The following is a 22,266-nucleotide window of genomic DNA, read 5'->3' on the forward strand; positions in this document are numbered from 1 at the left end:
AGAAAATTTTGGTTAAAGACTACATATTTGGTTAAAGACTACATCATTAAAGCGGTACTGCTACCGTTGTGTTTCGTTTCATTATTTTTATTATTGTCACTGTTGCTAGTGTATGGCTACGAGAAAAAATATGGATATTACCTGGCTGGCAATGCTCCTGGTTAGTAAAATGTACATGATAAGTATTTTGCCCGATAGGGCGCGCTACATCATCGCAGTTGCCCCATAAGGCTGCAATAACCAGGCTTTTCACAATAAGAATTTTCAGAATTAATAATAACTACCCGCTCGGTTTTTGACGATACACTGTTTTTAACATACTTACTTTGGTTGAATAATAATCCGGTTACCTGTTTTATGAACATCTGCTTCCAGCATGGCGGACAAAGCATTACATAAGCTGACTTCATCGGTAATGAGCACTCGTCCACTGATCCTGGTATCCCTGAATTTTTGTGGTTGTAATATTTCTACTTCATATCCGTAGTTTGCGTGCAATAATTCTTTTATTTCCCCCACGGAGGTATTTTCAAATTTATAATTCCCATCCTTCCAGGCTGCGTACAGTTGTGGGTTGATACGATCTGTCAGGATTTTGTTATCCACGATCTTTCCTCTTTCTCCCGGGTGTAGCAACAATTCCTGTTGAAAGGCAGTGGCTTTAATCAAACCGGTGTTAACCACCACCATGGAATGGCGTTGATCATCATTAACAGTAAAGGAAGTGCCCAACACGGTTACTGTCATATCCGGAATATGTACGGTAAATGGTTGGGTAGCTTTTTTGACTACTTCAAAATAAGCACTGCCTTCCAGCCATACTTCACGGGTACCTCCATCTTTTGTATCCTGCATTTTCAGTGAGCTGCCCGGTTTAACCCATATCCGGGTGCTGTCTGGCAGCAATATGGTTTGTACCGTTGTTTTTTTAGCTACCAATACTGCCAGGGGCGCCGGCTGAGGGGCGGTCCTGGTAAGCAGGTAAGTGACAGTGCCTCCCACCAGTAATAATATGGCTATGGCAGCTGCTACTTTCAGCCAGCCTAATCGCCTTACAGGGGTAGGTTGCGATGAAGCCGATAGCTTCTTTGTTACCTGGCGCCAGCTTTCCTCGGCGGCGGTGGCCGGAATCTTCGCCGCCAGTTGCTGATCGAAGATGTCTTTTACCTGGAAATATAGTGCCTGGTTACTGGGCGATGCCTGCAGCCACGCAACTACCTCCGCTGTTTCTTCCCGGCTGGCCTGACCTTCGATGAACTTTATTAAAATGCTATAATCCAAATCGTTGGTATTGTAATGTAGTGACATGTCATTTATTTAGACGACAAGGGGATTATTTCTACGTACAGTTTTTATATTTTTTTTTCAGAAAGATGAAGAGGTGGTAAAACAGGCGTGTTAATACATAACAGAAAACAGGTAATTCACTTTTCGCACCATGTTCTTTAATTGTTTAATGGCTTTATAGAGTTGTGTTTCCACGGTACGGGAAGAAATACCCATGGCGGCGGAAATTTCGCCCGTTTTAAGCCCCTGCTGGTACCGAAGTTTTACTACTTCCCGGCATTTGGGTGGGAGTTCTTCTATGGCCCGCCATACGCTGGCCGCGAGGTTGTCTTGTTCCAACAGGCTTTGCCGGGGGCCATCAGGACTAAAATAATTCAGCTCAGCTTCTGTCAATGCGGGCAGGGCTGCATTAATATAGCGCTGATGTACGGCTTCATGTTTGATATAATCCAGGCAGCTGTTATGAATACTGCGAAACAGGTAGCTTTTGATATTGGTGGTAATGTGTAGAGACGTACCTTTTTTATATATCTGTACAAAAACATCCTGTACGATATCTTCTGCCGTTTCGCGTGATACAAACTTGCAGGCGTAAGCGAGGAGAACCGGGTAGCACTCTTTAAAGATCAGTTCAAGAGAGGTAAACTCTTGCTGTAATAACGTGGCGGCTTGATGACCTTCTTCTACAGGCTCCCCCATAGCTTGACAAAAGTATTTTGAAACAATTGATCCAAGATAATGATAATAAAATTAATAGGCAATGCCTTTATACCGCATAAAAATGTGGGGCACCTGCTAAATAAAACAGGCGATCTTAAAATAATTCCCTCCCCTTGTCCAATTTCTGCCTGGTCAGTCCTTATTAAGGTATAAAACAAAAAACATAACACATGGATACCTTCTTATCTCCCATTGAAAAGCCCAAAGGGCTGATGATGAAACTGGCATATTTCTTTACCCGTAAGCAATTTGGGAAAGTGCTGATGCCGTTGAAAGTGCATTCTGTACGCCTGCCGGCAGCCTTCGGTATGTTTTATGGTAAAGTATCACAACTGGACAAAAAGCTGCAATTACCGCGGGAATTGGTAATGCTGATCCGGGAACAGGTGGCGCGTATTAATATCTGTCTTTTTTGTATGGATGCCGCCCGCTGGAGCGTTATCAAGGAATCGATGGACGAGGCAAAATTTGATGCCCTTGCACATTATAGCACCAGCCCTCTTTTTTCAGAAGCAGAACGGGTGGCGCTTGACTATGTCACTGATCTTACAAAAGATAAAAAAGTAAACCCAGCCACGTTTGCCCTGCTATTGGCACATTTTTCAGAACGGGAAATCTGTGAAATCGTATGGCTGGTGGGTAGCGAGCATCTTTATAATTTAACCAATATCGGGCTCAATATCCATTCCGACATGCTTTGCAAGATTAGCCATTAGCTTTTAGCTAATGGCTAACTGCCAGCTCAGTATACTACCCTGAAACTAATAGTATCCTTAATCTGCTTCAATTCCTTCAATACCTTTTTGTCGTACGCGGCGTTGATATCTGTAATCACATAACCAATCCGCTCATTCGTCATCAGGAATTGCGATACAATGTTGAGCTGCATATCAGCCAGTACCTGGTTCACGCTGGCCATAATACCCGGTACATTACGGTGGATATGGATAAGGCGATGACCATTCTTTACTTTGGGTAATGGTATATTGGGGAAGTTGCTGCTTTTGAAAGCATCTCCGGTATTAATAAATTTCGCGATACTCTTAGCAACAGATTCGGGCTTTTTGATATTGTCGAAGATGACAATCCCCCGGTCTGTACAGGCATCCTGCGGAATATGTTTTTTGCTGTTGCCAAAATAGCCGATCACTTTCAGTTTGGTAGCCTTCGTCAGTTTTTCCACCGGGACAGACTCTTTATTTCCCAACAAAATTATTCCTGCTTCTTTCAACTGTTTGTCTTCCAGGGAAGAGGCCTGTTTTACTGAAAATCCGTCTTTTTTCAGGTATTTTACTGCTGCTTCTGGTACATCGCCCACCACCAGGCATTGAATACGATTCTTTGGATAAGAGATGGCCGAAGGCAGGTTGTTAACATATAAAAATTCATCCAGGCTGGGTGTGATATGATCCGCCTTTTCGGTTACTGACTTACGTTCTATATTTTCTGTAAACGCATAAAATTTCTTGATCATGCCAGACTCCTTGAGCTGGAAATCGGAATAGCCATCGCCGATACCATGTATTTCGCCCTGCAGCTGCAGCTCTTTCAATAACTTTACTTTGCCGCCTTCATTGGAGAGCGGGTTGTTTTCATCATAGCCAATGATTTTTCCTTCCTCGTTAAACACAAAGGTATTGGCATAAATGTTTTCTTTTTTAATATGAAAGGGCAGTACCACCGGGGTAATAAACTCTTTAAATCCGCCGGATACGATCAATACATCGTCGGCATGGTGTTTAAAAAAGTTCCGGTTCCTGGAAAAAGAGGTAGACACCAGCTTTTTTAAGTGTTTCACCAGCTGTTTCAGATGGTCCTTATTGGCTTCCAGCAATTGTACCCTGCCGGCAAGACTTTCCCGGAACGACAACTTGCCCTCCATGGCCAGGTTGGTTAAATCTTCTATTTTTTTGTAGATCAGTTCCCTGTCCGGGCGGTCCTGCAGGGAAATGCGTGCCAGTTCATCCAGGGCTTCCACCTGCGTAAAGGTGCTGTCAAAATCAATTATATAATACTTTTTACTCACGGATTCGTTTTTTAAAATAGCCTGCTGTTGCGAATTGGAGCACAAAAATAGAAGTTTAAATAGCATTTTTTAGACAAAAAACGGCCGTCTCATAAATATTGAGACGGCCGTTTAAAATTTTAGGAGATACTGTTAGTTAAACATATACCGGATGCCCAGCTGGCCTTGCCAACGGGAAATGGTATTGGTATTATCTCTCCAGGAGTTGGTTACCGGGATCTGGTTAGCCGCATCCTGGTATGGGAAAGAATAAGCAGGAGCCGCAGTACCGTTGCCGCCGGCATCTTTTACTTGTCCTTCATACTTCAGGAAAGAAGGTACGTTCGGCATTTTGGAAATGCCCCAGTTTTTATTCAACAGGTTACCAAAGTTGACGATATCCAGGCTGATACGCAGGGTATGCTTGGTTTTATCTTTACCACTGAAGAAGTAAATATCCTGGGTAACATTAACATCCATTCTTTTTGAGAAAGGTAACACCACTGCATTACGTTCTGCAAATTCGCCCCTGTGGCTGCTCAGGTAACTATCCTGTTTAATGAAATTATCCAACTGGTTCCAGATAATGTCTGCTGTACGTTTGTCGGCGTTGGTAGCAGGGTTATAGGTTTTGTCGCCATAACCTACCGGTACCAGTTTAATTTCATTTTTATTTCGTGGGATGTAGATCAGGTCGTTGTTTCCGCCGGAACCATCGTTATTCACGTCGCCATTGTAGGTATAGGAAGTAGCATTATACAGGCCGTTCAGGCTGGGGGATGCTTCATAGATCATACCGAAGGAGGTAGCGAAGTGTTTAGCCCAGTTAAACCGGTAAGTAGCAGCCAATACAACGCGGTGCGGCAGATAGTAGTTGGAATAACCCAATTCATTGGCATTAGGGTCGCCTGCTACCGGGCGATCGCGCCAGTTGCTCTGTGCAATGGTACCACCATCGTTTACGCTACGCGATCTGCTGTAAGTATAGGCAGCGCTCAGGTAAAGATTAGGCGTATTTTTTTGCAGCTGGATAGTGGCAAAGTAGGAGTAACCCTTATTGGTATTACGCATTAGGATAGCGTCGCTGATATTAGGGTTGCTCAGGCTGTTGCCGGCATATATTTTAGAGCTGCTGTAGCGGAGACGGTGATCAGGCGTGCTGTCCAGCTGGAAGCCGGTAGCAGGCAGGTTCACGTTCTGGAAGTATACCGCGTTGATATCTTTGGTATAGTTGAATTCCAACGTACCAATAATACCTCCAGGCAGCTGACGGTCTACCGCCAATGTGGCCTTTAATGCCTGTGGATATTTGAAGTTTTTATCGGTAACAGCTATGTTATAGTTAGGAGATAATTTGCCTTCAAAGTTTTTCTTATAAGTATCAGGATATTGGCTAAATGGATAGTTGATAACCGGAACGGTGTTGCTGGTTTGCGCGGTGAACGAGCCAAACTGTACGCCGTTGTTACCTGCCTGGTTGCTCAACCATACGGCAGGCGGAGGACCAGCAAATAAACCGGCGCCACCACGGATCTGTGTTTTACCGTCGTGCGTTACGTTCCAGTTGAAGCCTACTCTTGGTGAAAACAGCGGAGTTGTTTTAGGCGCCTGACCCACATCTACTTTGATACCATCTCTAAAGGTAAGTGCTGTCAGGGAATCGTTCCTGCTGAAGGTGCTGCCTATAACAGGAACGTCTACACGTAATCCATAAGTCAGCGTAAAGTAGTTATTTACGCTCCATTTATCCTGAACAAACGCGCCCAGTTCCAGCATATTGATTTTAGCATAAGGGAACGATTTGTCCGGTGTGGTAACATAGCTCAGCGCATAACGGGAAGCGGTAGGCAATCCATTGATGGCGCTGGCATAGAAGTCCTGCAGCGTGTTGAAACGATAGTTACCGTTGTAGTTAGGCGCAAAACCATTCAGGAATGTTTTGTAATAGTTTTGGGTACCGATCGTAATCTCATGTTTTCCTTTATACATGGTGTAGATATCGGACAACTGGAATACGTTGGTATTGAGTTTATTGTTGTAGGTAAATGGTTCATAGCCGAAAGCGGTGTAGCTGGCGCCCTGACCATTCATAATATCCACCAGCGGGAAATTGCCTTCAGACAATGCTTTACGGAAATCGCGCATAGCAGAAAATCCTACCTGCAGCTTGTTGGATGCGCGGTTACCGATACGGGTATTTAACTCCGCAATAAAGATGTTGAAGTTATTATTGATGGTATAACCGCTACCGCTAAACGGTAAGCCGGTGGCACTTGGCTGACGGCCGCTTCCCACTGCTCCTCCGCCTGGTGCGCCACTGTTGCTGGCTGCAATGTCGCGGAAGGATTTCAGGTAGTTGTATTTGAAAGTAAACGTATTGTGGTCGTTTACGTTCCAGTCTATTTTAACAGTGATTTTATCGCTCTGCGTTCTGTAGGTATAATCCTGGTAATCACCTGGATTATAGCCGTAGTTTTTTATCAGGAATTGTTTGAGCGCATCCAGGGTATCGGCTACCGCCTGGGATACGTTACCGCCGGCTACGCCGCCTGGTTTGTTGGCTACAAGGCTGGTGGCAGGAGCTTTAATTCTTTCCTGTTCTGCACTTACGAAGAAGAACAGTTTGCTGGGAACGATAGCGCCGCCTACGTTGAACCCGCGCAGGTTATAGTTGAAGTCTGGCTTGGGAACAGTAACAGTACCTACTTTTCTTCCCTGTAAGCCAGGAGTTTGTATGTAAGTATATACAGCTCCTTTAAAGGTATTGGTACCGCTTTTGGTAACGCTGTTGATACCGGCGCCGGAAAATCCACCCTGTCTTACATCATATGGGGATACGTTTACCTGTATTTGTTCCAGCGCTTCCAGGCTGATAGGCTGAGAAGAAGTCTGGGAACCCAGTGTAGGTTGCAAACCAAAAGAGTTGTTGAAGTTGGCGCCATCTACTGTAATATTGTTTAACTGGTTGCTTCTGCCGCCGATGTTTAATCCATTGGCAGAAGGAGTGAGCCGGGTAAAGTCCTGCATAGAGCGGCTTACAGTAGGTAAGCGATCCATCTGGGCGCGGGTAATTACTTCCTGGCTACCAGTGCGAGCTTTGTTAATCACTTTGTTCTGCACCCCGGAAGTAACTACTACTTCAGTTAAGGTACTGGTACTTGGCTGTAGGTTGACATCTGCTTTGTACTCCTGGCCGAGCGACAGGAAGATGTTTTCTCTTTTTTCATCTTTAAAACCGATATAGGAGATGGTCAGTATGTACGGACCACCTACGCGCAGGTTAGGTAAATTGAAACGACCGTCTTTACGGGAAACGGTGTTGTACTTGGTGCCTGTTGGCACGTGAGTGGCTACGATACTGGCTCCGGGTACGGCGCCTTCTTTGCTTCCGACAATGCCTGCTATATCAGCGGTGGTTTCCTGTGCTAATAAGGCGGTGGGGATTAATAGTGCGCTACACAACATACAAATGAGGTAACGGCAGATTTTCATGTACATGCAATTCAGATTTTGGGTAAAGTTCAAATGACAAATTGAAGTATTAAAAATACTACAATTATGAAATCGTTAACAAATAATCTGAACTATGCATATTATGTAAACATGCCTGCTAAGCCATCACTTTTTCCATGCCGGTGCTCCTGGAACCTTTAATCAATATATGTGCATGCTCAAACTGCTGCTGTTGAAGCCATTTTGCCGCTTCGGCAGCATTTTCAAGATAAATATAAGGATGGGTTACTTTTTTAAAGTCGCCGCCTACCAATACCACGGCATCCCAGTGTAGGCGTTCCAGTAAGGATATCAATGCCTGGTGTTCTTTGATGCTATCGGCGCCCAGTTCCATCATAGCGCCCAGCATGAGTATCTTTTTGCTGGCTGAAAGGCCGGCAAAGTTTTCAATGGCGGCTTTCATGCTGGAAGGATTGGCATTGTAGGCATCCATGATGATGGTATTGCTACCCTGTACAATAACCTGGGAGCGGTTGTTGGAGGGGGCATAATGTGCAATGGCCGGGGCAATATCTTTTTCGGCAACCCCAAAATATGTGGCTACGGCTACTGCCGCCATCACATTGGGGAAGTTATAAGCGCCTACCAGTTGGGTCTGGATAAAGCCTACCTGGCTGTTACCCCTTATCTCTACTGCCAGGAATGCGCTGTCGGTAACGGCTTCCCCTACAAAGTCGGCCTCCTGGCTACCATAGGTAATGATATGCGGGATGCCTTTGGCCATTTCCAGCAGATAGCCATAGTCGTTACAAACAAACACGGTTCCGTTGTTGCTGCGCAGGAAGTCATACAGTTCTCCCTTTGCTTTTTTTACGCCTTCTTCGCTGCCAAAGCCTTCCAGGTGTGCCTTTCCAATATTGGTGATGATACCATGGGTAGGCAGGGCTATCTGGCAATAGGCGGCTATCTCCTGCTGATGGTTAGCGCCCATTTCTATTACAGCTATTTGTACATCAGGCTGTATGCTTAAGATGGTGAGGGGTACGCCAATATGGTTATTCAGGTTGCCCACCGTGGCATAGGTTTTTAACCCGGCCGACAAGGCTGCGTTGATCAGTTCTTTCGTAGTGGTTTTCCCGTTAGTGCCGGTGATAGCCAGGAACGGAATGTTGAGCTGTTGCCGGTGCCGTAGTGCCAGTTGTTGCAACGTAACCAGCGCATCTTCTACCAGCATCATTTTTTCAGGTACGGTATAATACGCGGCTTCATCTACCACCGCGAAGGCGGCGCCCATTTCCAATGCTTTGGCGGCAAATTCATTACCATTGAAGTTGCCTCCCTTGAGTGCAAAGAAAATATCGTTGGGTTTCAGTTTCCGGGTATCTGTTTGTACTGAGCGGTGTTGCTCATAGATGCTGTATAGTTGTTCAATATTCACGGTCAAAAGCTTATTTGGTGCAAAAATAAGTGGTTAATCATGTAATATAGTAGAATTTTATTCCTGATTACGCAACCAATTATCCCGGTCTCTCGTATTAACTGAGAACAAACAAATTTTGGAAAACCTATGAGGAGGATTACCATTTTTTTATTCATGAGTTTATTATTCGCTGCAGCCTGTAAGAATGAGCAGGCGCCATCGCCGGTGAGTGGTGGCGTTAACTGCGATGTAGCCAAGATCACGACCAGTTATGCGCTGACGGCGATACAGACCAATTGTACCAACCGGGGCTGCCATCCCGGAGGCAATTCTCCTGCTGTGGCCGATTTCTCTACTGCCACCACATTAAAGGCTTATATCAATACGCACCGCTCTACGTTTGAGCTGCGGGCTGTTGGTTCGCTGGCCGATATGCCCCAGTCACAGGGCTTTCCGGCGCTGAGCCAGGGCATGAAAGATTCTATCGCCTGCTGGATAGCACATGGGCTTCCTGATCAATAACCTAAAACAGATCAACATGAAATACTGGCTGCTTTTGGTGAGCGTATGGCTGGTGGTAACAAGCGCCATTGCACAGGACGTGTATACCTGCAAAAATGCCCGTTTATCTTTCTTTTCTTCTGCCCCGATGGAAGATATTGAAGCTAAGACAGATAAGGGCGCCTCTGCCCTCAATAAGAAAACAAAAGAAGTTTTTTTTAAAGTGGCGATCAGCTCCTTCGACTTTAAAAAGAAGCTGATGCAGGAACATTTTAATGAAAATTATCTCGAAAGTGATAAATATCCTTTCGCTGAATTCAAGGGAAAAATCAATGAAGACGTAGACTTCAGTAAAGACGGTACTTTCCCGGTAACGGTAACGGGCACACTTAATATTCACGGGATTGATAAAGTGTATACCGCCAAAGGCACCCTTACCACCCAGGGAAATACCATTACCGTGAATTCCACTTTCAACGTACGGGTCGCTGATCACCATATCAAAGTCCCTACGCTGGTAGTGAAGAATATCGCAGAAGTGGTGGCGGTTACCGTCAATGCTATTTATACTCCTTACAGTAATAAATAATCAATTATTACATGAAAATTATACCTGCTATATTATTATGCCTCGCCGCCGGTACTGCCGCGCAGGCCCAGAACAGCCTGGAGAAACTTTTTGACAGCACCAGTACTGCACATACACGCGTGCTGGATACGTATAAATCGACCCGCATTATCCAGGGCCAGTCTACGGAAACACTCCATAAACATGAGCTGGACTTCCGGGTGGCACACCGCTTTGGCGACGCCGGTGGCGAGTTTGGAGGAACCAAAACATTTTTCGGTACCGATAACTCTACCGATATCCGTATTGCCTTTGAGTACGGGATCACCGACCACCTCATGGTGGGGATCAGCCGGAGTAAAGGCTCCGGAAACCTGCGCCAGTTGTATGAAGGACTGGTGAAGTACCGGTTTCTTCAGCAAACCAAGGATGACTATGTACCGGTATCTGTAGCGGTATTCGGTAATATGGTGATCAGTGGTATGCCGTCGGCCACGGATAAATCGGCGCCCGATTATTTCGGGACTACGGCCGACCGTATGACGTATGTAGCCCAGGCGCTGGTATCCCGCAAATTTGCCGACCGGCTGTCCTTCACGCTGATGCCAACTTATGTGCATCGTAACCGGGTTTCATATATGGATATGAATAATATGTTTGCCCTGGGTGCTGCCGGCCGTTTGAAGTTGAGTAAACGCCTGGGATTACTGGCTGAATATTATTATCCGTTCCGCACCACCGAAAGCAAAGATTATTTCAAGTCGTTGGGCACTAAATTCTATAACCCGCTGGGCGTGGGACTGGAAATAGAAACCGGTGGCCACGTATTCAGCATCACCTTCACCAACTCCACCGCCATCCTGGAAAACCAATTTATTCCGGAAACCACTACCTCCTGGTTACAGGGGCAATTCCGCTGGGGTTTCAATATTTCCCGTAGATTTACGTTATTCGGGAAGAAGGATTGGAAAAAATAATCTGTCGCATACGTGAAAATTCAAGGCTGGCGAAGGTAGCAGCCCGCTTTATGCGGGTACAGTCAGTAGCCATGGTCCTGGGACGCACCATCCACCTGCATGGAGCGTCCCGGGAACGCTTTTTGTCAGACATTGCCTGGATGCGGCACGAGGCTTGCCATGTAAAACAGTACCAGCGGTTTGGATTTTTTGGATTTCTATGGAGATATTTCGCTGAATACCTGCGCAGGGGCTATTATAACAACATCCTGGAGGTAGCGGCAAGGGCCGCTGAAGAAGATCCGGCTATACTCGACAACATTGAAATAATCTAAAGAATCGTTAAAGTAGGGCAGATACCAGATTTTTTCCAACCACTGGTTTTATTTTTCTTATTTTTACGTTAAAGGTTGATTTTATGGTTAAGAAGGTAACAGAGGGCATCACCATCAGCGTGGAGACATTCTACCAGCCGGATTATTCAAATCCAATTGGAAGCGAATTCATGTTTGCTTACCGCATTACCATTGAAAACAATAACACTTTCCCCATCAAGCTGCTGCGCCGCCACTGGTATATTATCGATTCCAATGGTACGCATCGTGAGGTGGAAGGAGAAGGTGTGGTTGGTGTTCAGCCACTGCTGGCGCCCGGTGAAACTTACCAATATGTCTCGGGATCCAATCTCAGAACGGAGATTGGTAAGATGTATGGTACTTATCAGATGGAAAACCAACTGGACAAGAAAATTCTCGAGGTGAAAATCCCCGAATTCCAGATGGTCGTTCCTTTCAAACTCAACTAATCCTGTCTTCGTTTAGCCTGTAACCGTTATTTAGGCCTGTATTTGGTGGCCTTAAAGATTTCCGTCACATCTTTCGATTCCATTAACTGCTGCAAGGTAACCTCCTTGTGCTCATTCATATATTTCTTTATGATCTGCCAACCCACAAAATTGGCAATTTTGCCGGGAGCGCCCTCGGGCATGCCCTGTGTAGAAGGGCCATCACCCACAAAATGATTGATTTGCTGCCAGTCGCTGGAGTACACCAGGTTATTCTGTACAAAAAACTGCCAGATCATCTGTTCATTGTCATAGCACCAGTCCAGCTGGCTTTTGGTATATCCCAGTTTCACGGTATCCGGGGTACCAGGGAGTACCTTATCCAGGAAATACTGCTGCTTACCCGCTTCCATCATCTGTTCCAGCAGGTTCGCATTTTTACGCGCAGGAGGATATAATTGTTGCTGTATCACCTGCATACAGTTGGTGGTAATGTACTCAGGGGCAAAGCGGCGTATCATATAATCCGGGTAGTCAGGGATCTGGGCATAGGGAGGAAAGTCGGCTCCCATGTACATATCCAGCCCTATTCCCAGGATAGTATCCACCGTAATGGCGCCATAATTGGCTATTCCCGAAATGAAAGTGACCACTTTAGGCGGATGAAAGGAAGGGATATAGTATTTGATATACCGGAAACACTGTGCCAGCTGGGCGTTTAGCGCAGATCCGTCGCCAAATTTTGCTTGTACAGATTGTTCCAGGTGACGGAAATCGGGCGTGGTCAGGAACATATGAAGCTGCTGCTGCACCGTACTGCTGCTATCGGAATAGGCGCCCAGGTTCATAATATCTGTTACATACAAGGGTAGAAATACCGGGTAACTGGCATGTAGCCCCGCAAGACCGGGTTGCATAGCATTGGTGTCGATAGTGAACAGGGCCGAATCAAAGCGCGACATACTAACGGTCATGGGTATATGACTTACGTCCGGGGCTTTGGGAACCGATGTACAGGCCGCTATCCCCAGTAGGGCAATCAGGCTGGCTGTCAGCAGGGTATATTTATTAATGTAACTTTGCATCACTCTTAAAACTCATCTAAGGTAAAATTATTATTTACCTTGTATTATAAAAAATTGTGAATTAGCATCATCTATGAAGAAGATTCTCTTTTTGCTGGCTATTATGGGCATCACGCAGGTGAGTATGGGGCAAAACGGCCCCCGGGCTTTCAGACACGGGACCAGGCTGGGATTTACCTTGAACCCGATGATATCGGTATTAAAACCACAGGAATCGGGCGTAAACCGCAACAGCGCTAAGGCTGGACTTAATTTTGGGCTTATGGCCGACTTTAATCTCAACGACAGGGGCACCTATGCCCTGTCTTCGGGATTCCAGGTGATGCTGGCAGGCAGCAAGCTGCAATATGATGCCGGTAAAGGATTGAGCAGCTATAGCGGCAATACGGCCGAATATAATATGAAGCTCACCTATATCGAAATCCCCGTGGCGCTGAAACTGAAGTCGGTGTCCATGGAAAATGATATCGTGTGGTGGGGACAATTTGGTAGCTACCTCGATTTCCCGGTGAGCGGCCGTGCCAACGTGGTGAGTGGCAGCCAGTCGTACGACCGGGTAAATATCCTGTCGGACATGAACCGCATCAACATTGGTATGTTGATAGGAGGAGGCGTAGAATATCCACTGGGTGAGAATCTGACCGGCCTGGTGGGCATTACCTACCAGAACGGGTTTGTAGATGTAACCCGCAATGCAAAATGGAATGATGGCAGGGTAAATATGAATAACTTCGCCCTGCGGCTGGGAATATTCTTCTAGCCGTTTTTTTGAATCAGCTCACTTTATTACTATGAATATTATACTGGCGCAACAGAATTATCATATTGGCAATTTTGAGAAAAATACAGAGAAGATTATCGCCGGCATCCAGGCGGCTAAAGCACAGGGCGCCGACCTGGTCGTGTTTTCAGAGTTGTGCGTTTGTGGATATCCTCCACGTGATTTCCTGGAATTTGAAGATTTTATCGCGCAGTGTCACAAGGCCATTGATGTGATTAAAACACATACCAGTGACATCGCCGTTTTAATAGGCGCTCCGGCCCGGAACGCGCAGCGGGAAGGGAAAGACCTCTTTAATGCTGCCTGGTTCCTGTACGAAGGGGAAGTAAAACAGGTCGTTCACAAAACCCTGCTGCCTACCTACGATGTATTTGATGAATACCGGTATTTCGAGCCTTCCTACGAATGGAACATCATTCCATTTAAAGGAAAAAAGCTGGCGGTCACCATCTGTGAAGATATCTGGAACCTGGGAGATAATCCCCTGTACCGTATCTGCCCGATGGATCAGCTGATTGCCCAGGAGCCAGATGTAATGATTAACCTCTCTGCTTCTCCGTTTGATTATGATCATGATGAAGACAGGAAGGAAATTATCCTGGCCAATGTCTTAAAATACAAGATTCCGCTGTATTACTGTAATACCGTGGGTTCCCAAACAGAAATTGTATTCGATGGCGGCTCCCTGATCTATGATGCCCAGGGCAATATCGTTAAAGAACTACCTTATTTCGAAGAGGCAATGGGAGGCATGGAGCTGGAAAAGCTGGTGGGTAGCGATTTGCCGCCGGTAAAGCCTTCCGGCTTTACACCGCTCATGGCGTTGGAGTTCGATCATAATATTCACCGTATCTATGATGCCCTGGTGATGGGCATCCGCGATTATTTTGGTAAAATGGGCTTTACTAAAGCCATTCTTGGCTCTTCCGGCGGTATTGACAGCGCAGTTACACTGGCTATTGCCTGTGAAGCACTGGGTAAAGATAACGTGAGGGCTATATTGATGCCTTCTCCCTACTCTACCAGTCACTCTGTAGATGATGCCGTAGCGCTGTCGCAGAACTTGGGCAACCCTTACGATATCATTCGCATTAATGATATTTACGAAACCTTCCTGGCCACGCTGGAGCCTTATTTTAAAGGGCTGCCGTTTAATGTGGCAGAGGAAAATACCCAATCCCGTATCCGGGGAAATCTCTTAATGGGCTTGTCTAACAAGTTTGGCTATATCTTGCTGAATACCTCCAACAAGAGCGAGTTGTCTACCGGTTATGGTACTTTATATGGAGATATGGCGGGAGGTTTGTCTGTTTTGGGAGATGTGTATAAGATGCAGGTATATTCCCTGGCACGGTATATTAACCGGGAGAAAGAGATCATACCGGTGAATATTATTGATAAGGCGCCATCAGCAGAGTTGCGCCCTGATCAGAAAGATAGTGATAGCCTGCCGGACTACGCGATATTGGATCGCATCCTGTATCAGTATATTGAGCGCCGCCAGGGACCTCGTGAAATTGTAGCACAGGGCTTCGACCCGGTGTTGGTTTCGCGGGCCTTAAAGATGGTGAACACCAATGAATACAAGCGAAATCAATTCTGCCCCATTATCCGGGTATCTTCCAAAGCCTTTGGTGTGGGCCGCAGGGTACCTATTGTGGGGAAATATCTTAGTTGAGTTGAAAGCGATATGGCTTTTCGCTCTTTTATTATCTTTGTCAAAATTTTATCATACAACACATGTTACAAGTACCGTTTATACGTCAAAATAAAGAATTTGTGCTGGAGCGCCTGGCCTTTAAGAACTTCAAAGAGCTGGAAGTAGTGGAAGAAGTGCTGGCCCTGGACGACAAGCGCAAGAAATTAACCCTGGAATACGATGAAACCCAAGCGCAGGTAAACAGTTTGTCAAAAGAAATAGGTAAACTGATGGCGCAGGGCAAGAAAGAAGAAGGAGAAGCGCAGCGTGCTGCTGTAGCGGCTTTGAAAGATCGCCTGGGGCCTGTGAATGAAGAATTGAATGCTACTGAAAAGGCATTGCACGATACCCTGGTAAAGTTGCCTAACCTGCCTGCCGCTATGGTGCCTGCCGGTAAAACGCCGGAAGAAAATGAGGAAGTACGCAGCGGGGGTAAGATTCCTGACCTGTATGCAGGCGCTGTTCCTCACTGGGACCTGGCTAAACAATACGAACTGATCGACTTTGAGCTGGGTAATAAAATTACCGGCAGCGGTTTCCCTGTTTTCAAAAACAGGGGCGCCCGCTTACAACGTGCTTTAATCCAGTACTTCCTGGATTATAATACCAGCAACGGGTATACCGAATACGCGCCTCCTTACCTGGTAAACGAAGCCTCTGCTTATGGCACCGGTCAGCTGCCAGATAAAGAAGGCCAGATGTACCATGCCACAGAAGACAACTACTATCTCATTCCTACGGCAGAAGTACCGGTAACCAATATCTACCGCGATGAAATCGTGAAAGATACCGATCTGCCTATCAAAATGACGGCCTATACGCCTTGCTTCCGCCGTGAAGCTGGTTCTTATGGTAAAGATGTACGTGGATTAAACCGGGTACACCAGTTTGATAAAGTAGAGATTGTACAGCTGGTACATCCCGAAAAATCTTTTGAGGCGCTGGATGAAATGATTGCGCATGTGGAAACGCTGCTGAATCAGCTGGAGCTGCCTTATCGCATTCTGCGCTTATGCGCCGGCGATATGAGCTTCACCTCTGCCATCACCTACGACTTCGAAGTATATAGCGCCGCACAGCAAAAATGGCTGGAAGTGAGCTCTGTGAGCAACTTTGAAGCGTACCAGACCAATCGTATGAAAATACGTTTCAAGGAAAACAATGGTAAGCCACAGTTGGTGCATTCCCTGAATGGCAGCTCCCTGGCGCTGCCCCGTATCCTGGCCTGCCTGCTGGAAAACAACCAGACAGCTGAAGGCATCCAGGTGCCAACCGTGCTGCAGTCTTACTTTGGTAGCCATATGATATAATTACCCACAATGATCTGGTGGCCGGAATCATGCTGGTCACCAGGTCATCGGATATTCCGATGTGTACATGAAACATTTCCTTCCCAATGGCGATGAACTCATTATTCGCCCTCCTGTATTACAGGATGCAGCAGGATTGCTGGCCAGCTTCCAGCGTCTGACCCGGGAAACGGACTACCTCCTTTTTACCCACCGCGAGTCACTGGAGCTGGATATTCACTCTGAACAGGATTATATCCAGGGCTATCTCGATAATCCCCATCAACTCTTATTACTGGCTATTGTAAAAGGCAATATTGTAGGCTCTGTAAATGTTAACCACAGCGGTTTGCATAAAAAGGCCCACTCCGCAGAAATGGGTATTGCCGTAGAAAGCCAGTGGAATAACATGGGAATAGGCCGCCGGCTGATGACCGCTATGCTACGCTGGGCGGAAGAGCGCCCGGATTTATACCTGCTTTCCCTGCAGGTGTTTGCTACCAACGAAAAAGCCATGCAGTTATACCGCAACTTTGGTTTTATGGAGTGTGGACGCCTGCCCCGCGGCATCCAGCAAAAAAATGGCGCCTATGTAGACCTGGTCACTATGCACCTGCAAATAAAACCGCTGCCATAATTTCCGGAATACGATTATTTTTAACGTCTAAAACCATGCGCATGGACCGATATGACCGTCAAACCCGGTTGGAGGGATTTGGACCACAAAAACAGGCATTACTGCAACAAGCCAAAGTATTGGTAATCGGCGCTGGTGGCCTGGGTGTGCCCGTATTGCAATATCTTACCGCCATGGGCATTGGCCGTATTGGTATCGTGGAGCATGATACGGTATCTGTTACCAACCTGCAAAGACAAGTACTCTATCATACCGCCGATCAGGGCCAGCCTAAAGTGACGCTGGCCGCAAAACGCCTGCAGGCACTGAATCCAGAGGTCACCCATGTGGTACATGATACCTGGTTAACCACTGAAAATGCCCTGGAGCTTTTTGCCGCTTACGATGTGATTGTTGACTGCTCCGATAACTTCGGTACCCGTTACCTGGTCAATGATGCCTGCGTAATTACCGGGAAGCCGCTGGTATATGGTGCCATCTATAAATACGAAGGACAGGTAAGCGTGTTTAATTACCAGGAAGGAGCCACCTACCGCTGCTTGTTTCCCGAACCGCCCGAAAGTGGTGAAATGCTGAACTGCAGCGATATAGGGGTGCTGGGCGTATTACCTGGCATTATTGGTTGTTACCAGGCCAATGAAACCGTAAAGGTGATCACAGGTATTGGAACTCCTTTGCGTAACCAGTTAATGACAATTGATACGCTGCATAATAACCACCTGGTATTTAACATCTCTCCTGTAGCTGCCAACAGGCAGATAACAGCTTTACAGGCCAACTATGAACAAACCGTTTGCGAGGTGGCCGGCGTACAATCCTTATCAGTGGACGAACTGGCGCAGTGGCAGGAAAACAATACCCACTTTACCCTGCTGGATGTGCGGGAAATAGATGAATGGGAAATTTGCCATATATCACCATCGCTGCATATTCCCATGGGAGAAGTGATGCAACGGATGGCCGCATTACCGGCTGATATGCCGATAGCAGTGCTTTGTCACCATGGTATGCGTAGCCGCGCCGTGGCGCAACGCCTGGTAGCAGCGGGTTTTAAACGGATATACAATGTAGAAGGTGGTATTCATGCCTGGGCTTGTGCGATAGATGACCAAATGCAAACTTATTAACCGTGATAGCAGAACTCTGTTTACTTTTTTTCCTGGTAGCACTGGCTTATTCCGCGGCGGGTTTTGGCGGCGGCTCGAGTTATCTGGCCATGCTGGCATTATGGAGTGTAGATTTTCAACTGATGAAATCTACGGCATTAATATGTAATGTGGCCGTAGTAATTGGAGGTGTATATCATTTTTACAGGAGTGGTCATTTGCCATTGAAAAAAGCCTGGCAATTGTCGCTGATCAGCGTGCCCCTGGCGTTTGTAGGTAGTTACCTGCCTATGAAGCAGGCTACCTTTTTCCTGTTGCTGGGAGTGGCCCTTACCTTGGCCGCGCTGGTGATGTGTTACCGGCTGTTTTTTGAACGGGAAGAGCCTATTATACCTGCCAATAGGGGCAATGGGATGGTATATGGTGTTATCGGCGGCGCTATAGGCCTGCTGTCGGGCATGACCGGCATAGGCGGTGGCATATATTTGTCGCCGGTACTGCGTTTGGGAAAATATGATACCGCCAAGAATATAGCGGGTTTGAGCAGCTTTTTTATCCTGGTTAATTCCATTGCCGGACTATGCGGACAGGCCGCCAAACACGCTATTGTATTCGACTGGAAGTTTACAGGGCCTTTGCTGATAGCGGTTGTTTTAGGTGGACAGATAGGCGCACGCCTGAGTGCCAAAGTGCTGAAACCCAGGTGGGTGGCTGGTGCTACAGCGGTGCTGATCTTATATGCCGGGGTGAGAATGTTGATCAAATAGCGTTATCCTCCAATCACCGACATACTTTCCATATACTTTTCTGCATGATGTTTTTCGGCTTCAAAGCCATTGGCAAATCGCTGATGGATGGCCGATTGTATGGCGCTTAACAATAACGGTTGCTGTGCCGGATCTCTCATTATTTCTTTTACATTCAACACATCATTGCCGTACAGGCAGGTTTTCATACTACCGGTAGCGGATATACGAAGCCGGTTGCAGGTGCCGCAAAATGTGCGGCTATAGGCAGGAATGACGCCAATATTGCCTTTGTGCCCTGGGATGTGGTAGTTGAGCGAAGTAGAATGTGGCGCATCGGCTATTTTCTCTAATGGATATACTGCGCTGATGGTGTCCAGGATTTTCTGGTAATGCCAGTTAATACCGGAAAACAGGTGTCCCTGGCCATTGAAAGGCATTTCTTCTATGAATCGCACCGACAGTGCATGGTCGCGGGTAAGGGCGGCGAAGTCGGTGAGTTCATCCGTATTCACATTTTCCATCACTACCACGTTGATCTTCACCGGCATTTGTTGTTGCAGCAGGCTTTGCAGGGTATCCATCACCGCGGCGTATTTATCGCGCCGGGTAATTTGCAGGAAACGATCGGCCCGGAGGGTGTCCAGGCTCAGGTTAATATGCCGGATGCCCAGTTCTTGCAGCGCGGGAATGTACGGTTGGGTAAGCACGCCGTTGGTGGTAACGGCAATTTCATCAATGCCCGGTATCCGGGTTATTTTTTCCAGCAATTGCATCAAACCCGGTCTGAGGAAGGGCTCTCCACCAGTGATCCGGACTTTGGAAATACCAGCGCCGGCTAACGTTTGCAATAAAAATAATATTTCTTCATCGCTGAGTAATGCCTTGCTATTTACGAAGTGCATATGTTCCGGCATGCAGTAGGTACAGCGGAGGTTGCACCGGTCTGTTACCGATAGCCGAATATAGTCGATCGTGCGATGATGTGCATCTGTGAGCATTCGTGTTAGCAATTTTTGCCGGCCATAGGATTGTCAAATGACTGGCTATCATCCTCGTCTCTGTCTGTAAGACACTTAAAATCTTTTTCTACCAGTATCTTCAGCTCCGAACCATCATGGTTGGGTAATATCAGCTCAAATCCTACCTGGTCTGGCAGATACCAGGTATCCAGCTGTGGAAGCGGTAACAGGAGGTGTACTCCATCCTGTTCCATTTTGATAATAGGATCAGTAATATCTTTTCCCCGTATGCAGAAGTGAAGCGTGCCGGCGCCGATATGCGTGATAGATTCCACTTTTCCTACATTTTGGAGGAGTTCCAGATCTGTTTTGTCCAGCCGGTACCTTATGCTGTTGCCTCGTATCCTGATTTTCATAAAAAATGCTTTATCTGCCGTACTAAAATTACTACTTTATCGGGGCTATATTGTAGTTTTAACGAACAATTTAACCGGTATGGGCATATTATTGTTTGGTGTGGCAAAAGATATTATAGGTGTGGCGCTGCTGGAAAAGCCGGCGCAGGTGCGGGATGTGGCATCGCTGAAGGCCTGGTTGTATGAGGCTTATCCGGGGCTGCGGCAGCTGAAATCCATGATGATAGCGGTTAACAGGACTTATGCTGCTGATTCACAGGTAATTAATGAGCAGGATGAAGTAGCCGTTATTCCGCCTGTAAGTGGGGGCTGATCCTTGCTGTGCCGCTTTTAAAGCCTATTTTTTAGTAAAGAAGAGATGGAAATATTAATAGATATTAAAGATACGATTACCGTACAGGAGGCACTGGATTTTATACAGTCGCCCGCCTGCGGCGGAGAAGTGATTTTTGCCGGTACCGTGCGTAATCATACCAAACAACGGCCCGTGCTGAAGTTATTTTATGAATGTTACGAAGCCATGGCTATCTCAGAAATGCAGAAAATAGCGACGCAGGTGCAGGAACGTTGGGATATCCAGAAGTTGGTGATGCTGCATGCCGTGGGAGATAAATACCCTGGCGATATAGCTGTGGTAATAGCGGTGGCGGCGGCGCACCGGGGCATCGCCTTCGACGCCTGTGAATATATAATCGATACCCTGAAAGAAACCGTTCCTATCTGGAAAAAAGAATTTTTTGCTGATGGCGAAATCGCCTGAATAACTTCCCTGTTTTTATTTCTTCAGGCTGGATAACACTGTAGCTTTTTCTTCTGGTGTGTTGGCATTGAACTGCTCCGTGGCAAAAGGGTTCTGGAGCAGCTCTACTTCGCTGTTCAGCAGGGTTTTACGTGGACAGCTTTTTCCATTCAGTACATTTTGTTGTAATGTTTGCAAGCCTGCAGGTTCCCATATGGCGATGAGAGGTTCCGGCGAGTCATTAAACGGGCTGATGAAGGAGGTGGCTGATTTCTGAGGATTCCGCGCCTGTATCAGCAACTCCAGGCTTTGCCGGCTCAGCAGGGGAAGGTCGCAGGCTACTACCAGCCAGGCAGTTGCCGGTTGCAGTGCATGTGCGCTGAGGAGCCCGGCAGAAGGGCCGCCATGAGCCACATTGTCGGGTATCAGCAGTGGATGGGCGGCAAAGTGGGTCTGTTGTTCCGGCCGGCAGGAAACATATACTTCGTCTAAAAAAGATTGGAGCAAAGTAACCAGGTATTGCCATTGCGGTACGCCGTGGTAGGCGATATCGCTTTTATCCTCGTGCATCCTCGTGCTAAATCCGCCGCAGAGCACCAGGCCTTTTAATGGCGCATTGTTATTTGTGGTAGTCATGTTTTCCCCCGGTTTTGCTGATGAGTTTTGTTTCCCGGATAATCATTTCCTGGGTGAGCGCTTTACACATGTCGTAGATGGTGAGTGCAGCTACACTGGCGCCGGTGAGGGCTTCCATTTCCACACCTGTTTTACCGTTGGTTTTCACGGTACAGCGGATAATGGCTTCTTCCCCTTCCAGCTGTATCTGTAGATCGCAGCCATCCAGCAACAAGGTATGGCAAAGCGGAATAAGCTCCGGCGTTTTTTTGGCGGCCATGATACCTGCGATAATGGCGGTCTGGAAAACGCCACCCTTGCGGGTTTGAATGTCCTGTCCCGTAAATTGCGCCCGCACTGGTTCAGGTAAATACACACGACTCTCGGCAACGGCTATACGATAGGTATCCTGTTTGCCGCTGATATCGACCATGGCAGGTTGACCACTTTCATTGAGGTGCGAAAAACCGCTACTTGATTCATTGGACATAAAAGCA

Annotated in this window: 24 protein-coding genes; 14 read left to right on the forward strand and 10 right to left on the reverse strand. The window is 46.8% G+C overall.

The window, feature by feature from the left end; genetic code table 11:
• Positions 1-321: 321 nt before the first annotated feature.
• Positions 322-1,308 carry a FecR family protein gene (locus HGH91_RS12345; RefSeq protein ID WP_168738725.1) on the reverse strand — a complete coding sequence of 329 codons (987 nt, stop codon included), beginning with the start codon at positions 1,306-1,308 and terminating at the stop codon, positions 322-324.
• 90 nt (positions 1,309-1,398) lie between these two features.
• Positions 1,399-1,986 (reverse strand): RNA polymerase sigma-70 factor, encoded by a 588-nt coding sequence (locus tag HGH91_RS12350; protein WP_168738726.1) that lies wholly within the window; start codon positions 1,984-1,986, stop codon positions 1,399-1,401.
• Positions 1,987-2,177: 191 nt separating this feature from the next.
• On the opposite strand from HGH91_RS12350, the gene HGH91_RS12355 reads away from it, so the two are divergent.
• Complete coding sequence (locus tag HGH91_RS12355; RefSeq protein WP_168738727.1) at positions 2,178-2,723, forward strand: carboxymuconolactone decarboxylase family protein; 546 nt, start codon at positions 2,178-2,180, stop codon at positions 2,721-2,723.
• Between the two features lie 26 nt (positions 2,724-2,749).
• Here the strand turns inward: HGH91_RS12355 and HGH91_RS12360 are convergent, their stop codons facing one another.
• The 3 genes from HGH91_RS12360 to HGH91_RS12370 form a co-directional block, all read right to left on the reverse strand.
• Positions 2,750-4,033: an HAD-IB family phosphatase gene (locus HGH91_RS12360; RefSeq protein WP_317166821.1), complete on the reverse strand. Its 1,284-nt coding sequence runs from the start codon at positions 4,031-4,033 to the stop codon at positions 2,750-2,752.
• Positions 4,034-4,165: 132 nt separating this feature from the next.
• Positions 4,166-7,510 carry a carboxypeptidase regulatory-like domain-containing protein gene (locus tag HGH91_RS12365; protein WP_247651718.1) on the reverse strand — a complete coding sequence of 1,115 codons (3,345 nt, stop codon included), beginning with the start codon at positions 7,508-7,510 and terminating at the stop codon, positions 4,166-4,168.
• A gap of 112 nt (positions 7,511-7,622) precedes the next feature.
• On the reverse strand, positions 7,623-8,903 hold the full coding sequence (locus HGH91_RS12370; protein ID WP_168738729.1) for a UDP-N-acetylmuramoyl-tripeptide--D-alanyl-D-alanine ligase: 1,281 nt from the start codon (positions 8,901-8,903) through the stop codon (positions 7,623-7,625).
• 156 nt (positions 8,904-9,059) lie between these two features.
• Between HGH91_RS12370 and HGH91_RS12375 the strand changes: the two genes are divergently transcribed.
• From HGH91_RS12375 to apaG, 5 genes are all read left to right on the forward strand, one after another.
• A complete protein-coding gene (locus tag HGH91_RS12375) occupies positions 9,060-9,407 on the forward strand; it encodes a hypothetical protein (RefSeq protein WP_168738730.1) in 348 nt (115 codons plus the stop codon).
• A 16-nt stretch (positions 9,408-9,423) separates the two neighbouring features.
• The gene (locus HGH91_RS12380; RefSeq protein ID WP_168738731.1) at positions 9,424-9,975 is read left to right on the forward strand and encodes a YceI family protein; all 552 of its coding nucleotides are present in this window, start codon (positions 9,424-9,426) and stop codon (positions 9,973-9,975) included.
• 11 nt (positions 9,976-9,986) lie between these two features.
• Positions 9,987-10,931, forward strand: coding sequence for a DUF5777 family beta-barrel protein (locus tag HGH91_RS12385; RefSeq protein ID WP_211092272.1), 945 nt, complete (start codon positions 9,987-9,989; stop codon positions 10,929-10,931).
• Positions 10,919-11,245, forward strand: coding sequence for a DUF4157 domain-containing protein (locus tag HGH91_RS12390; protein WP_168738732.1), 327 nt, complete (start codon positions 10,919-10,921; stop codon positions 11,243-11,245). Before HGH91_RS12385 ends, HGH91_RS12390 begins: the two co-directional genes overlap by 13 nt.
• A gap of 83 nt (positions 11,246-11,328) precedes the next feature.
• The gene (gene apaG, locus HGH91_RS12395; protein WP_106526994.1) at positions 11,329-11,715 is read left to right on the forward strand and encodes a Co2+/Mg2+ efflux protein ApaG; all 387 of its coding nucleotides are present in this window, start codon (positions 11,329-11,331) and stop codon (positions 11,713-11,715) included.
• Positions 11,716-11,741: 26 nt separating this feature from the next.
• On the opposite strand, the gene HGH91_RS12400 is transcribed toward apaG, so the two are convergent.
• The gene (locus HGH91_RS12400; RefSeq protein ID WP_168738733.1) at positions 11,742-12,779 is read right to left on the reverse strand and encodes a hypothetical protein; all 1,038 of its coding nucleotides are present in this window, start codon (positions 12,777-12,779) and stop codon (positions 11,742-11,744) included.
• A gap of 73 nt (positions 12,780-12,852) precedes the next feature.
• Between HGH91_RS12400 and HGH91_RS12405 the strand changes: the two genes are divergently transcribed.
• The 6 genes from HGH91_RS12405 (at position 12,853) to HGH91_RS12430 (ending at position 19,058) form a co-directional block, all read left to right on the forward strand.
• A complete protein-coding gene (locus HGH91_RS12405) occupies positions 12,853-13,539 on the forward strand; it encodes a porin family protein (protein ID WP_168738734.1) in 687 nt (228 codons plus the stop codon).
• Positions 13,540-13,570: 31 nt separating this feature from the next.
• Positions 13,571-15,238 (forward strand): NAD+ synthase, encoded by a 1,668-nt coding sequence (locus HGH91_RS12410; RefSeq protein WP_168738735.1) that lies wholly within the window; start codon positions 13,571-13,573, stop codon positions 15,236-15,238.
• Positions 15,239-15,300: 62 nt separating this feature from the next.
• A complete protein-coding gene (gene serS, locus HGH91_RS12415) occupies positions 15,301-16,569 on the forward strand; it encodes a serine--tRNA ligase (protein WP_168738736.1) in 1,269 nt (422 codons plus the stop codon).
• A gap of 67 nt (positions 16,570-16,636) precedes the next feature.
• Positions 16,637-17,185, forward strand: a complete 549-nt coding sequence (locus tag HGH91_RS12420; RefSeq protein WP_168738737.1) for a GNAT family N-acetyltransferase — start codon at positions 16,637-16,639, stop codon at positions 17,183-17,185.
• A 41-nt stretch (positions 17,186-17,226) separates the two neighbouring features.
• Positions 17,227-18,312, forward strand: a complete 1,086-nt coding sequence (locus tag HGH91_RS12425; RefSeq protein ID WP_168738738.1) for a HesA/MoeB/ThiF family protein — start codon at positions 17,227-17,229, stop codon at positions 18,310-18,312.
• Positions 18,313-18,314: 2 nt separating this feature from the next.
• Complete coding sequence (locus HGH91_RS12430) at positions 18,315-19,058, forward strand: sulfite exporter TauE/SafE family protein (protein ID WP_168738739.1); 744 nt, start codon at positions 18,315-18,317, stop codon at positions 19,056-19,058.
• 2 nt (positions 19,059-19,060) lie between these two features.
• On the opposite strand, the gene moaA is transcribed toward HGH91_RS12430, so the two are convergent.
• Positions 19,061-20,038: a GTP 3',8-cyclase MoaA gene (gene moaA, locus HGH91_RS12435; protein WP_168738740.1), complete on the reverse strand. Its 978-nt coding sequence runs from the start codon at positions 20,036-20,038 to the stop codon at positions 19,061-19,063.
• A gap of 5 nt (positions 20,039-20,043) precedes the next feature.
• Complete coding sequence (locus HGH91_RS12440; protein ID WP_168738741.1) at positions 20,044-20,415, reverse strand: DUF7009 family protein; 372 nt, start codon at positions 20,413-20,415, stop codon at positions 20,044-20,046.
• A 79-nt stretch (positions 20,416-20,494) separates the two neighbouring features.
• Here HGH91_RS12440 and moaD point away from each other — a divergent pair, with 79 nt between their 5' ends.
• Positions 20,495-20,728 carry a molybdopterin converting factor subunit 1 gene (moaD, locus tag HGH91_RS12445; RefSeq protein WP_168738742.1) on the forward strand — a complete coding sequence of 78 codons (234 nt, stop codon included), beginning with the start codon at positions 20,495-20,497 and terminating at the stop codon, positions 20,726-20,728.
• A 45-nt stretch (positions 20,729-20,773) separates the two neighbouring features.
• Positions 20,774-21,175, forward strand: a complete 402-nt coding sequence (locus tag HGH91_RS12450; protein ID WP_168738743.1) for a molybdenum cofactor biosynthesis protein MoaE — start codon at positions 20,774-20,776, stop codon at positions 21,173-21,175.
• 15 nt (positions 21,176-21,190) lie between these two features.
• Here HGH91_RS12450 and HGH91_RS12455 read toward each other — a convergent pair whose 3' ends face one another.
• Both HGH91_RS12455 and moaC read right to left on the reverse strand, forming a co-directional pair.
• Entirely contained in the window at positions 21,191-21,790 is a 600-nt protein-coding gene (locus HGH91_RS12455; RefSeq protein ID WP_168738744.1) for an NTP transferase domain-containing protein, read from the reverse strand.
• Entirely contained in the window at positions 21,774-22,259 is a 486-nt protein-coding gene (moaC, locus tag HGH91_RS12460; RefSeq protein ID WP_168738745.1) for a cyclic pyranopterin monophosphate synthase MoaC, read from the reverse strand. The genes HGH91_RS12455 and moaC overlap by 17 nt, the downstream gene beginning before the upstream one ends.
• Positions 22,260-22,266: the final 7 nt, after the last annotated feature.

The organism is Chitinophaga eiseniae (genome assembly GCF_012641265.1).
GTDB lineage: Bacteria > Bacteroidota > Bacteroidia > Chitinophagales > Chitinophagaceae > Chitinophaga > Chitinophaga eiseniae_A.